Source organism: Microcystis sp. M165S2, from assembly GCF_020245885.1.
In the GTDB taxonomy this organism is placed as follows: domain Bacteria; phylum Cyanobacteriota; class Cyanobacteriia; order Cyanobacteriales; family Microcystaceae; genus Microcystis.
The window spans coordinates 1-13364 of record NZ_JADBTZ010000064.1; the positions used below are offsets into that span (position 1 = coordinate 1).

At 44.2% G+C, this 13364-nt stretch carries 14 protein-coding genes and 1 pseudogene; 6 read left to right on the forward strand and 9 right to left on the reverse strand.

From position 1 onward, the window contains the following. Together IM479_RS03570 and IM479_RS03575 are read left to right on the forward strand one after the other, a co-directional pair. The coding region (locus IM479_RS03570; RefSeq protein WP_287699185.1) for a zinc ribbon domain-containing protein at window positions 1-212 on the forward strand (212 nt) is incomplete at its 5' end. A 423-nt stretch (window positions 213-635) separates the two neighbouring features. Then, window positions 636-1139: a MogA/MoaB family molybdenum cofactor biosynthesis protein gene (locus IM479_RS03575; RefSeq protein ID WP_286825870.1), complete on the forward strand. Its 504-nt coding sequence runs from the start codon at window positions 636-638 to the stop codon at window positions 1137-1139. A gap of 1 nt (window position 1140) precedes the next feature. Here IM479_RS03575 and IM479_RS03580 read toward each other — a convergent pair whose 3' ends face one another. Beyond that, entirely contained in the window at window positions 1141-1752 is a 612-nt protein-coding gene (locus IM479_RS03580) for a DUF8692 domain-containing protein (RefSeq protein WP_004162951.1), read from the reverse strand. A 134-nt stretch (window positions 1753-1886) separates the two neighbouring features. Between IM479_RS03580 and IM479_RS03585 the strand changes: the two genes are divergently transcribed. The 3 genes from IM479_RS03585 to hpsU all read left to right on the forward strand — a co-directional run bounded on the left by IM479_RS03585 (window position 1887) and on the right by hpsU (window position 4328). Further along, the gene (locus tag IM479_RS03585; RefSeq protein WP_287687210.1) at window positions 1887-2552 is read left to right on the forward strand and encodes an urease accessory protein UreF; all 666 of its coding nucleotides are present in this window, start codon (window positions 1887-1889) and stop codon (window positions 2550-2552) included. 229 nt (window positions 2553-2781) lie between these two features. Further along, the gene (locus IM479_RS03590) at window positions 2782-3732 is read left to right on the forward strand and encodes a glycosyltransferase family 2 protein (RefSeq protein ID WP_287687209.1); all 951 of its coding nucleotides are present in this window, start codon (window positions 2782-2784) and stop codon (window positions 3730-3732) included. 5 nt (window positions 3733-3737) lie between these two features. Next, a complete protein-coding gene (gene hpsU / locus IM479_RS03595) occupies window positions 3738-4328 on the forward strand; it encodes a hormogonium polysaccharide biosynthesis acetyltransferase HpsU (protein ID WP_286825866.1) in 591 nt (196 codons plus the stop codon). A gap of 51 nt (window positions 4329-4379) precedes the next feature. On the opposite strand, the gene IM479_RS03600 is transcribed toward hpsU, so the two are convergent. The 8 genes and pseudogenes from IM479_RS03600 to IM479_RS03635 form a co-directional block, all read right to left on the reverse strand. Beyond that, window positions 4380-6131 carry a mechanosensitive ion channel family protein gene (locus IM479_RS03600; protein WP_287687207.1) on the reverse strand — a complete coding sequence of 584 codons (1752 nt, stop codon included), beginning with the start codon at window positions 6129-6131 and terminating at the stop codon, window positions 4380-4382. Window positions 6132-6302: 171 nt separating this feature from the next. Next, window positions 6303-7706, reverse strand: coding sequence for a glutamate decarboxylase (gene gad / locus IM479_RS03605; RefSeq protein ID WP_286825864.1), 1404 nt, complete (start codon window positions 7704-7706; stop codon window positions 6303-6305). 108 nt (window positions 7707-7814) lie between these two features. After that, the gene (locus IM479_RS03610; protein WP_287687205.1) at window positions 7815-8024 is read right to left on the reverse strand and encodes a hypothetical protein; all 210 of its coding nucleotides are present in this window, start codon (window positions 8022-8024) and stop codon (window positions 7815-7817) included. A 223-nt stretch (window positions 8025-8247) separates the two neighbouring features. Then, the gene (locus tag IM479_RS03615) at window positions 8248-9009 is read right to left on the reverse strand and encodes a Coq4 family protein (RefSeq protein WP_286825862.1); all 762 of its coding nucleotides are present in this window, start codon (window positions 9007-9009) and stop codon (window positions 8248-8250) included. A 51-nt stretch (window positions 9010-9060) separates the two neighbouring features. After that, window positions 9061-9666, reverse strand: coding sequence for a hypothetical protein (locus tag IM479_RS03620; protein ID WP_287687203.1), 606 nt, complete (start codon window positions 9664-9666; stop codon window positions 9061-9063). Window positions 9667-9762: 96 nt separating this feature from the next. Continuing rightward, window positions 9763-10437: a MarC family protein gene (locus IM479_RS03625; protein WP_287687202.1), complete on the reverse strand. Its 675-nt coding sequence runs from the start codon at window positions 10435-10437 to the stop codon at window positions 9763-9765. A gap of 175 nt (window positions 10438-10612) precedes the next feature. After that, on the reverse strand, window positions 10613-12982 hold the full coding sequence (locus tag IM479_RS03630; RefSeq protein WP_287687201.1) for an arylsulfatase: 2370 nt from the start codon (window positions 12980-12982) through the stop codon (window positions 10613-10615). A 32-nt stretch (window positions 12983-13014) separates the two neighbouring features. Beyond that, window positions 13015-13110: pseudogene (locus tag IM479_RS03635) on the reverse strand (zinc ribbon domain-containing protein); the annotation flags it as partial. 123 nt (window positions 13111-13233) lie between these two features. Here IM479_RS03635 and IM479_RS03640 point away from each other — a divergent pair. Next, a partial coding sequence (locus IM479_RS03640) for a transposase family protein (RefSeq protein WP_287675989.1) occupies window positions 13234-13364 on the forward strand: 131 nt, incomplete at its 3' end.

The window sequence follows — 13364 nt, forward strand, 5'->3', positions numbered from 1 at the left end:
ATATTGCTGAGAAAATGCCGTTAAATGTTCGAGAATGGGACTGTCCAGACTGTGGGACACACAATGACCGAGATATTAACGCCAGTAAAAACATTTTGGCCGCAGGACTTGCGGTGTCAGTCTGTAGAGCGACCATAAGACCAGAACAGAGTAAATCTGCTAAGGCAGGTGCGAAAAATCCTTCGGGAAAGAAGCAGAAACTCAAATCGTGAGGTTTGGGAATCGCCGTCCGTTTCACGGCGGGGAGGATGTCAAAATCTATACCAACTTAGATGATAATCTCGATTTTGTTATTTTGGGATAATCTGTTCTCTAGAAGCTCCTTTCACCTTGTCATCATTACCGGCGAAAAGGTTCCAAAAACTGGCAAAAATCGGCAATACTTGCAAAAGTTAAGTTTTTTATTATAGGGTGACTGCACTGACCAGATAAATCTAAAAACCTTGTTGGATAAGACTTTTAGACCTTTTTGTCAATCAAAAAGTACCGGACTGGGAGTGAGCAGGGGGAAAATTAAGCTACTTTTTCCCTGAACATTAGGTAATTGACCACCTGAAAATCGGTAAAACCCTACACCCTACACCCTACACCCCACACCCTGCCCCGAAGAAAAACTTTTTCAGCAGACCCTAATTATGACCTTTATTCCCCATCCCGACACCACCCCCCTTAACCTTACCTGTGCCGTAGTCACGGTGAGCGATACTCGTACCCCAGAGACGGATAGTAGCGGCCAAATAATTCAAGAGTTACTAACTCGATCTGGTCATGATATCGGCCTATACTTAATTATCCCCGATCAACCCTTACAAATTCAAGCAATCTTACCAGAGATTAGTAATCAAAATCAGATAAAAGTCTTAATTCTCAATGGGGGTACGGGTATTGCTCCCAGAGACAACACCTATGATGCTTTAGTACCTTTATTAAGGATTACTTTGCCCGGTTTTGGCGAATTATTTCGTTATCTCAGCTATCAGGAAGTTGGCTCCCGTGCCATGGCATCAAGGGCAATAGCTGGGGTTTATCAAAACTTATTAGTCTTTTCTCTCCCTGGTTCCACTAATGCCGTTAAATTAGCCCTAGAAAAACTGATTCTTCCTGAAATTTTACATCTGGTTAAACAGATAAATGGATAATTTATTGGGATTTGATCTGGGCTGAAATTTCTTGAAAACATACATCCCAAAAATAGCCAGCTAGATTCACAGCACTTAACAGTTTAGGAATTCCTTCACTTAGACTAGCAAAACCTTGATTTTTAATCTGGAGAAAATCGATAGCGATCGCAAAAGTTAAAAGTGCTAAAGCGATGATTAAAATTTGGTAATAAGTTTGTCTTATTCGCCGCCAAAATGCTAAACCATAAATCAGAATTGCGAGGGCATAAACAGAGATAGTCAAGAATTTGGGAATATTAAAATAGAGGAGAATGATATGAATTCTGAAGATTTCATTGATGGCAAAAAGTCCCGTTATTATACCAGAAAAAAGTAAAAAATTGTCAGAATTATTGAAACTTGTCTTGCGGGACAACAAAGTATAACTAAAAAGGCAAACAATCGGGGGCAGACAACAAAGCAATTGAAAAGAATGGGTTAATAAACCAGCGAGCGGAGTTGGGGGAGTAGCGGGAGGATAAAATAAAAGACTAGAGTGTAATTTTTCCCGATCAACCCCAGCAATCAAAGCTAAAATCAAGAGGAGAACGACAAGATTTATTTTCAGAAAATGCTGTTCTCGTGAGGACATAAGTATAGTAGTTTATAATTGTGGCTATTAACCACGGTATAATTCACAGAGTGCCGCTTTCTACAGGCTCGATCTACATACCGAAGTGCCAAGCATTTCCCTAAATGTGTTAAGGACAATTTTCTCGGTTTTCTATGCTCGATCAAAAAGAACTTTTGTGTTTATTACAATTGGCTAGTCCCATTTTACCCGTCGGGGCCTATAGTTATTCCGAAGGGCTAGAAACCCTCGTCGAAAAGGGGATTATCTCCAATAGTGCCAGCTTAAATGATTGGTTAGAGCGATCGCTTTGTCAAGGCTCGATTCGCTTAGAAACGGCTGTTTTGTTAAGGGTATATCGTTGTTTTTGTCAAGAAGATTTTACAAAACTTAATTATTGGGATAATTGGTTATCGGCCACGCGGGAAACGGCCGAATTAAGACAACAAAGCTGGCAAATGGGGCGATCGCTGTTAAACTTATTGCGGGAGTTAGCACCGGCCAGAGATAATCTACCAGAACAGGCTAATTATGCCACCGCTTTTGCGATCGGGGCAAGTCATTGGCAAATTGGCGAAGAATTAGCGGTTTTAGGCTATTTACACAGTTGGGCAAGTAATTTAATCAATGCGGGATTGCGTTTAATTCCCCTAGGGCAAACCCTAGGACAATCCCTTCTGATCGGTTTACAGCCCAGTTTATTAACAGCAACAGCAGATATTATCAGTTTAGCCGATGAAAACCTGAGCAGTTGGAGTTGGGGGCTAAGTTTTGCCAGTATGAACCACGACACCCAGTATAGTCGTCTATTTCGCAGTTAGAAATTTAGATACTAGAACAGATGTATTGCCTAGCGAATTTTTCGCTATTTTCTGGGAGAATATCCAAGTCTCTAGGAGTCTCTCTCTTAGGTTCAAGCCTAGGGATAGCGTAAAAAACCGAATAAGGTATAGTAAGATTAAAAAAAATCTTAAGTCCTAGTTCTCGCTTTCTGAGTGACTAAGGGTTTTAAGGAAAGATGCGAACACTCTACCTAGCCACAGTGTACCAATGTTTAGTCAATCAGAAAAAATTCCCGTTTCGGTGTTGATTCCCGCCAAAAACGAGGAATCTAACCTTCCCGCCTGTTTAGAGAGTGTTGCTAGGGCTGATGAAGTGTTTGTCGTCGATTCCCAAAGTAGCGATCGCTCGATCGAAATATCTACAAACTATGGGGCTAATGTAGTCCAATTTTATTTTAATGGTCGTTGGCCGAAAAAGAAAAACTGGTCCCTCGATAATCTGCCTTTTCGCAATGAATGGGTATTAATCGTCGATTGTGATGAGAGAATCACCCCCGAACTATGGGACGAAATCGCCAGCGTGATCCAAGATCCCAACTATAACGGTTATTATCTCAATCGTCGCGTCTTCTTCCTCGGACAATGGATTCGTTATGGTGGCAAGTATCCCGACTGGAATCTGCGCTTATTTAAACATAAGTCGGGCAGATACGAGAATTTAAACACGGAAGATATCCCCAACACGGGAGATAACGAGGTTCACGAACACGTTATCCTCGATGGCAAGGTGGGATATCTGAAAAATGATATGCTGCACATCGATTTCCGCGATATCTATCATTGGTTAGAAAGACATAATCGTTATTCCAACTGGGAGGCGCGAGTTTATTACAATATTCTCACGGGTAATGACGAAAGCGGCACGATCGGAGCGAACCTGTTCGGTGATGCGGTGCAGAGAAAACGTTTTTTAAAGAAAATTTGGGTAAAATTGCCCTTTAAACCGCTGCTGCGCTTTATTCTCTTTTATTTTATCCGTCTCGGTTTCTTGGATGGCAAAGCTGGTTATATCTACGGTCGTCTTTTGAGTCAGTACGAATACCAAATAGGGGTTAAATTGTACGAATTACGGCAATTTGGCGGTAAATTAAACGTTAATGCCCATGCTAATCCCCCGGTTAAACCCTCGGAACCTCAACCCGCGAAAATGATTAAATAAGTCCTATGTCCCCAGAAATCCGCACCGATGAGGAAGCGTGGCTAGATCTGCGTACCTACGATCAATCTTGGTTTGATCGCGGTCGTTCTAATCCGATTATCCTACTTTGGTGGTTAGTACAGGGAATTCTTTTTCCCCTCAGTTTGCACCAAATGGATAGCTTTCGCTGCGCTATTTTGCGACTATTCGGGGCTAAAATCGGCCTTGGGGTGAAAATTCGCCCGACGGCAAGGGTTACTTATCCTTGGAAAGTTGCGATCGGCGATTATACTTGGATTGGCGATGATGTGGTGATTTATAGTTTAGATAACGTTACCATCGGCAGTCATTGTGTGATTTCTCAAAAATGCTATCTTTGCACTGGCAGTCACGCTCCCTGCGATCGCTCTTTCAGCTTAAAAACCACTCCCATCCTCATTGGTAATGGTACATGGATCGCGGCCGATTGTTTCCTGGCTCCGGGGGTAAAAATTGGCTCTAATGTTGTTATTGGGGCAAGAAGTAGCGTATTTGCCGATATTCCCGCTCAAAAGGTCGCTTGGGGCAGTCCCTGTCGTCCTCAATACGATAGAAAGATGAATTCTTATAGTAGTTAGGGTCTGCTGAAAAACTTTTTCAGCAGACCCTACTTAAAAACGGATTTGGTGTCAAAATGTGTTGTTTTCCTGATTATCTGAAGATTGAACGCGAAAGGGAGGCGCAGCATAATCGGAAGGTAAATAATTTTCGGGAATGGTTGTTGTATTTCCATCTCGTAGGGAGGTGTAACTGGGAGAGAGAATCTCAATCCCAGCTTCATTACACTTGTCTTGAATATTTTGATGGAGTTCTGAATAAATTATTACCATCAAATTGGGTTGGTTAGTGTAAGCATTTAATTGATAACTGATGTAAAAATTATCTAGGCTAGTTTGCAGGACAAAAGGTGCGGGTTCTTTGAGAATATGGTCAGTTTCTAGAGCAGCTTCAATTAAGGTTTTGTGGGCTTTTCGCCAAGGCAGATCGTACCCTAGGGTAATCGTTGTCTGAATAATTAGATTTCTGTTTAATTCCCGCGAGGAAATACTAAAGTTAATCACATTACTACTTAATAAAGATGAGTTAGGAATAGTAATGATTTTATTAGTGGGAGTGCAAATGCGAATGACTAGGAAGTTTTTTTCAATTAGATCGCCAATTACATCTCCTACTTGAATGTGATCTCCGATGCGAAAGGCACGGGTATAGATAAGAATAATTCCCCCAATAACATTGGCGATCGCCGAAGTAGAACCAAGGGATAAAAGAAGACCAAGAAAAACAGAAACACCGCGGAAAGCCGGGGAATCAAAACCGGGCAAATAGGGAAAAGCAACTATTGCTGCTAAGGCAATAATTATGACTAATAGGAGATTGTAAGTAGGTTTAGCCCAATCAGTATAAAAACCAGGAATAACCAGATTTCCTCTTTCTATTGCCGTAAAAAAGGGCTTGATTAGCCGGATTAAGTAGTAGGTTACAAAAATGATTATGGCAATAATAAAGGCATTGGGAAGATATTTGCCAATGGAGGATAAAACCAGTTCTAATGATCGAGAAAAATAACCTAAAATACTCTCGCCAAAAACTCTTGTCCAGGGAAATAAACGAAGTACAAATGTAGCATAATTGAATGTTAATAAAAACAGAATAAATAAGCGAATTATCCGAAGAACTCGCAGCCAAAAGAAGCTAATTTTAGAGGAAGATACAATCTCAATATTCCCGATTTGAATGCCTGGTGTCAAGGATTCAATCAAACGTCTAATGAAGGGAAATAGCTTCCCTGAAATTTTGATAACTGCAAAGCTAATAATCAAGAAAGAAAAGGTAGCTATAACCGTATAAATGATGTTCTTAAGTAGTTGTTCTGGTTTTCGATCTTGGCGATATTGAGCGATAGCGACCTGAATTTTTTGTAAAGCTTGTTGAGCTAAAACCTCCGGCGTTGAACGATAGGCTTTTGCATCTCGCTCCGTCACCGTTAGAATCACTTCTTGATCTATACTTAAATAAAGTGAGTTATCATCAGGAATCTGCTCAATTGTCAGGTTCTCAATAGGAATAGAATCATTTTGAGCAATTCTTTCAATTCTCCGGGTAATAGTGTTAGCTCTCTCCTCCGCCGAAAATGAAGAAACTCCCCGCCGGATAAAAAAGAGAGTTTTTCCATCTAACATAACTGGAAAGCCGTCAATTTTATTTTCCGGTTGTGTCGGATTTTGAGCTATTCCCAAAAGAGGGGAGGTTAGAGTCAGTAGTAAAACTACAAAAAATATTACCAAGGTATGCCCAATTTTTTTCATCCATCCTCTAGCTTTAGATGGTGTAGTTAGCATTAAATATCTTTGATTAATATCGACAACTGGTACAAATTGCATAGGATTAAGTCAGATTTTTTTGTGTGTAGTCGGGTAAGCTTCAGGCATTACTGTCCTCGATGAGGTGCAGAGAGCCTAGGTTGAGACAGGAGTGGAAAAATTGGCAACACCAGAACTTTGTAATGGTTGCCAATATTTAGGGAATTTAAGCGAGTTTTTCCTCAACATCTGTTAGTGATGGAAATGGGAACCAGATAATTTTGACTGATAATTAGACTGAGATTTAAAGAAGGCGATTGCTGAGTGAATATCCCGCAACAACAGAGCCGCCATATCGCGACTAAATCCCTCCTTGATCACCACGCGCTGCACGGTTAAATCTTGGCGATTTTTGGGCATTGTATAGGCAGGAACTAACCAACCCCGCTCGCGCAATTTATCAGCTAAATCGAATAAACTATAATTAGATTGATCGCTAATTGTCTCCTTTAATTTCCAAGCAAAAACCGGAATAGTGCTGCCATCGGTAATCAATTCAAACGGTCCCATCTTAGCGATTTCCCCCGATAAATACAGAGCCGTATCTCGACAGGCTTGATGAATTTGTCGATAACCCTCTTTACCCAAGCGTAAAAAATTATAATATTGAGCAACTACTTGATTGCCAGGGCGAGAAAAATTCAGAGCAAAATTAGGCAGATCACCGCCTAAATAATTACAATGAAAGATTAATTCTTCTGGTAATTCTTGCCGATCTCGCCAGATAATCCAACCGACGCCGGGATAGACTAAACCGTATTTATGCCCGGAAGCATTAATCGATTTAACCCATTTGAGGCGAAAATCCCAGACTAAATCGGGATCGAGAAAAGGGGCAATAAAACCACCACTAGCACCATCGACGTGCAGGGGAACTTGCCAGCCGGTTTCTCTGTTCAATTTTTCCAGGGCATCATTAATTTCTTGGACGGGTTCGTAACTACCATCAAAGGTACTACCCATAATTGCAATTACCCCGATCGTATTCTCATCAATTAGTTTAATTGCCTCGGTCGCATTGAGATGAAAACGATTCCCTTCCATCGGCACAAAACGCGGTTCTACCTCCCAATAACGACAGAATTTTTCCCAACAAACCTGCACATTAATGCCCATGACTAAATTAGGTTTGTCGGTGGGTTTACCCTCTTTTTGTCGGCGTTTGCGCCATTGCCATTTTAAAGCCATGCCTCCCAACATCGCCGCTTCACTGGAACCAATGGTAGAACAACCGGTTGCCGCTTCGCTTTCGGGAGCATTCCAGAGTCTAGCGATCATATTCACACAACGCAGTTCAATTTCGGCAGTTTGTGGGTATTCATCCTTGTCGATCATGTTTTTATCGAAGGTTTCCGCCATTAATTGTTTGGCTTCCGGTTCCATCCAAGTGGTGACAAAAGTAGCCAGATTCAGGCGAGAATTACCATCAAGGGCGAGTTCATCGCGGATTAAATTGTAGGCCACCGCCGGGGGCATTTCTCCCTCGGGAATCTCGTATTTAGGTACAGCGGAAGTCAGGGCGCGGGAAGCATAGGTGGGGGTAATTAGTGCATCTTCCGGACTAAGGCGATCGAGATTAATTTTCTGATGAACCATAACTTCCTTAATAAAATATCTTTTTTGCTGAGAGTAAATTACCAATCATTCCAAAAATAATAGCAATAATCGAGACGGATAAAAAATAGGAAAGCATTCCTTGGGTTGCTACCAGTCGCCGCCTCGCCGTACTATTAATACTTGTATCGGAGGTTTGATAATACCCAGAAAACCGCAAGCAAAATGGATGATCGCCTGTGCGGATGCGATCAGATAAATTAATAGTCCGAAACTGCCGGTCGTAAAAATAGGGATTCCAGAAATGCCACCCGATGATTGGGAGATTTTAATAGTTCTAACTGCCAAGGAGCAACGCATGAAATTCTGTAAACTAGTAAAGCAATTGCCCCTATCAAAGCGAAAAGAAAAGCTAAAACCAGTCGCAGGGTAATTGCTACTGGCATAATTAAGACAATTAGAGCAACAATTATTTGACAGAGCCCGCGAATTTGATTATGGCTTGGTTTTATAGAGGTTTTTTGACCATAGATCAAAGCAGAATTGTCCCTCACTATTCTCACACAAAAATCTGGTGGAAAAATTAAGCGATCGCCGACTGTAATTCCGGGCGACTGTACCAACTCCAGGGACCATCTAAAACTGGTTTAATATTCAGTTCCTTGCGCCATTGATCTAAGGGTTTTTCCCAGCCTTCCTCCCACTTGATCGGGAATAGGGGTTTAGCGTTACGGCCGATGGTAATTCCCTGGGAAATTAGCTCGAATTTGTAACCGAGAGTTTTATTTAAATCGGCATCACTTTCCACCTCATTTAACAGAGTATCACTGGTAAAAAAAGTCATCAGTAAAGAGAGTATATCGATGAGGAGAAAAGTAGGATAACGAGTTTGAGCGACCGTCACAGAAATTACTCCCAATTCTCCAAGAGTATCTAAACTAAATCCGGTGAGAATGTGATGGATATCGTGGGTTTTATCAACGCGAAAACCAATATAGTCGGCATCGGAATCAAATTGCTTGCGTTGGGGATAAAATTGCGGATCATAGCCCAAAGTGTGCATAATTGTGCCGTAAGTCCAACCCAGAGAACCCTTCGGCATTTTTAACATTGCTTCAATATCGTAGGGGTTGCCAATGTATCTTTCTTGCACTAATTGCGCGGAAGCTGGTTCTTGCAGAACTGCTTTTACACATAACTCCATCGGGCGACTATTAACCAATCGGCGCTCGATTTCCCAGACATTAGCCGTATCTTTGCCTCCCCCAGCCGCCAGATCAACAAATTCCAGAAATCGCTGCAAATTTTCGGGTGTGGCTAATTGATTGATGTATCTGTAACTCATGGGATTTTCCTAATCGCTAGATAAATTTACAGGAATAATAGAACAAGCGTATTAATAACGTAGGGGTCCACCGTAACCACCGTATAAACCGACTCCGCGGGTACCGGCCCCCACCCCGTAAAAGCCAGGACCGACACCACCACCAACACCAATCCAATCGATAAATAGGGAAGTTGTCCCGCCGGCCTTGGGTAGAGTCCCTTCGATTAGCTTGTAGCTATAAATCAAGTCCTTGCCATCGATGACGGGATTGCTAATCTCGACGACAACTATAGTATTGTCTTGACGACCAGGTTCGTAGACTGAGAGGGTCGCATTGGGGGGATCGTTAGCAAAATTATCTTTTCCCGCCCGGGCTGTCCACTCATCCAGATAGGCGGCCATGGTCAGATTACCAGCAATCCGGTTCGGGCGATCGGAAAAGTATAATGTCTGTTTGTTGACATTTACCAAGCGAATTGTTTTTGTGACGGGATCTACCTGAATATCTTCTGCCGTTTGCACGAACATTAACTGCACTTTTTCTTGAGCAGGAGTAGTCTGGGCTACAGAAATATTGGGCATCCCCCAGCTAGTGATTGCCATGGCCGCTACTCCCAGAAAAAGTGTATAACGAAAACGCTTCAGGGATTTGGTCAATTGCTCAGAATTTCTCATGATTGCTCTCCTTAATACCCAGTTTAAATATACAACAGCTTATTTGATATTTTCAGTAATTTTCTTAGCTAACTATTTAGACTAATTAGCAATTTGCTATGATGGCAGTTTAGGAACGATCTGATCGACAAAAATATTAATCAAACCTGTCACCATAAATTGTACTCCGATCGCCGCTACAAATAGCCCCATAACTCGCTGAGTAATACTCAAGCCAATATCTCCCAAAAGTCTTTGTAACCATTTGCCAGCAGCGAGGATGAGAAAGACCAAAAAACTGACTAAAATTGTCATCAAAATCAGTTCAATGCCCATACCGTCACCCAGCTTTGATTCGGCTTCACTGGCATAAAGGATAACGTTAGCAATAACCCCAGGTCCTACCAATAAAGGCATAGCCATAGGAATAACAATTTGCCGATAAACTGACTTAGCTTCGCTGAGATAATCCCCTCCTCGCTCATTAATTAAAAGCTCTTTTGTCCCTCCCCCAGAACCGTTAACAATGTTGATACCGATCATCAACAAAAGCACTCCACCAGCAAGGCGAAAAGAGTCTAAGGTGACACCAAAGAATTTTAGCATTGACGTTCCGATAAACATAAAAATTAACAACAAACACAAGACAGTTAACGAGACAAATAGAGCCACGAGTCGCTGTACTTCTTGACGTTCGCGAGCGGTGTAACTAATAAATATCGGCAGCATCCCCAGAGGATTTAAGAGGGCGAATAGAGTGATGGCAAAGTTTCTAAAAAAAGACCATTCCATAGAACAAAGTTGCTAATTTAAACTCAATTTTTTTGCTTTTAACCGAGGGAAAGTCTAGATAAAACTACCAGCGCGGTTAGTTTTTGCTATAGAAAATTAAACATTGGCTCGCCAGCGATCGCGATTCCTCCCCTAAGACCGAATAAGCGAAACCGTCGATCGCAAGTCCCCTTTTCTACTGCCGGGCCATGATAATTTTCAGACGTTCCTCCTGGTCGATCAGGTGGTCATGATCGTCCGTACCCAGATCCAGTTGAACCCAACCGATCTTGCCAGTGAAACGACTGGTTTTCGAGGTATATTCCGCCGCTACGGGGGTACCGGATTCGTAGCCGATATCCGTGGTCTCGTCCGCAGAGAAAATAAAAGCCTGAGTTCGTTCTACCCGACCCGTACCCACCGGTTGACCGTCGTAGTAGAGGGTGACATTTCCCCCCCGTCCTAAACCACCGCCATCGTAGGCAAACTCCATCCGTACCTGATGCTTACCGGCCGGGATCGTCTCCGTCGCCTCGGTGACAAAACTTTGAATCCCCAGCACGTTATAGACGAACTTGGCTTTTCCGTCGTGGGTATAGACACTCCAACCACCGAAGCGGCCGCCTTGGGCGATAATCACCCCGTCCGCGCCTTCCGGGGGAATGTTCAGTTCCGCCGTCACCGAGAAGGATTTATTTTTGATGTTGATAACGCTATTTTCAGACAAACGCCCCATCCCGGCAAAGAATAATTGCGAGTTTCCCCGCACGAGGGTAGGCCGGCCAGCGGTGGCGGGATCGACCCGTTCCACTTGGCGATCGTCTAGGGGCAGTACATTATACTTAACCGCCTCGATCAGAAATTGTCGCTGTAGTTCGTGCAGTTTCTCTGGCATTTCCCGGGAGAGATCCCGAGCTTGCGTCCAATCCTTACTGCCGTCGTATAGTTCCCAGATATCATCGTCGAAAGGAACCATCGTCTGTCCAGTCATAATCCACGGGGTGCGGTGCTTGGTAATCGCACTCCAACCCTTGTAATAGATGCCCCGATTGCCAAACATCTCGAAATACTGCACATCGTGACGTTCGGGGGCGGCCGCGTCGTTAAAGGTATAAACCATACTCGTACCCTCGTAGGGACTTTGTAGGACACCGTTAACCATAGTCGGTTCGGGAATTCCCGCTACTGCCAACACCGTCGGGGCCACATCGATCAGATGACAGAACTGATGGCGAATCCCACCTTTTTCCGTGATGATTTTGGGATAACGAACAATCGTACCGTTGCGGGTCCCGCCCCAGTGAGAAGCGACCTGCTTCGTCCATTTGTAGGGGCTACTCATCGCCCAAGCCCAACCGACCGCGTAGTGATTATAGGAATCGGGCGCGCCGAAGTCATCCAGTTTCGAGAGGAGAAATTCCGGGGTTTCTAGACCCGCTAATCCGTTAAAGTTGGCCATCTCGTTAAACGCGCCCTGAAGCGTTCCCTCGGCGGATGCGCCGTTATCGCCGATGATGACGTAAACGAGCGTATCGTCGAGGATTTCTAGATTTTCTAAGGCTTGAATCACCCGTCCCACCTGATCATCGGTATGTTCCATAAAGGCGGCGTACACCTCCATCTGGCGCTCTAATACCGGCTTCAGGCGCTCGTCCATGTCATCCCAGGCGGGAATTTCGGCGTGACGGGGGGTGAGTTCGGCATTTTGGGGAATTACGTCCAGTTCTTTCTGTCGGGCAAAGGTAATCTCGCGCTGGTGATCCCAACCGTGAGCGAATTGGCCCCGATACTTGTCGATCCATTCCTTGGGGACGTGGTGGGGGGCATGGGTCGCTCCGGGGGCGAAGTACATAAAGAAAGGCTTATCGGGGGCGAGGGCTTTTTGTTGACTGACCCAAGCGATCGCTCGATCGGCCAGATCTTCGGTCAGGTGATACCCTTTCTCCGGGGTTTTCGGCGGTTCGATCGGGGTTGTTCCCTCGTACAGTGCCGGCTCCCACTGGTTATTCTCGCCACCGATAAAGCCGTAGAAATACTCGAATCCACCCCCGCCGGAGGGCCAAGCGTCAAAGGGGCCGATCGGGCTGGTTTGCCAAACCGGTACCTCGTGACACTTACCGAACTGCGCCGTGGAATAGCCGTTCAGCTTCAGGGTCAAGGCGAGGGGGGCTTTGGTGTTGGGACGAACGGAACTCTGCCCGGGGGCGGAGGTGGCGGTTTCGGTGATGTTGCCCATGCCGACCGAGTGATGATTCCTTCCGGAGAGCAAAGCCGCGCGGCTGGGAGAGCAGAGGGCAGTGGTATGAAAACGGGTATATTTTAGCCCCTGTGCCGCTAATCGCTCGAAAGTGGGGGTATTGCACGGCCCACCGAAGGCGCTGGAGGCTCCGAAGCCCACGTCATCGAGCAGCACGATCAGCACGTTGGGCGCGCCGTCCGGCGGTCGGATATCTCGAATCGGGGGATAGTCAGTGTCCGGATTCTTCGCGTCGTAGGTGATTAGACCGAAGGTGGTCAAGTCGGGAATCGGTAGAATTTGGCGTTGGATCGGCTTATCTTGGGACATAGTTCATTTCCTCTGTTGACATACTCCCACCGTCAAGCTACGCTGTGACGGGAGATTCTTTCTACATTGCTGTTATAAATTCCTTGTTCAACGAGACAGCTTAGATTCTCAATGTCTCCACTGAAAACCTTTCTTGTCGGACTCTCCCCCCCCTTGCCCTTAGGTCTGTTTCATTCTCCCATCAGAATATCAAAAGTAAAAGCGATCACTGTCTTTGTAAAATGAGAAGTGACCGGCAATTCTTAAAATATATGTTGAGCTTAATAGAAAAACTGAAACAAGTCAAGGACTTTCGGAAAGATAAAGGAAAAAGACACCCTTTATGGATAGTATTATTAGTAATAATACTGGGAACAATGCTAGGATACTCAGGTTATAGAGA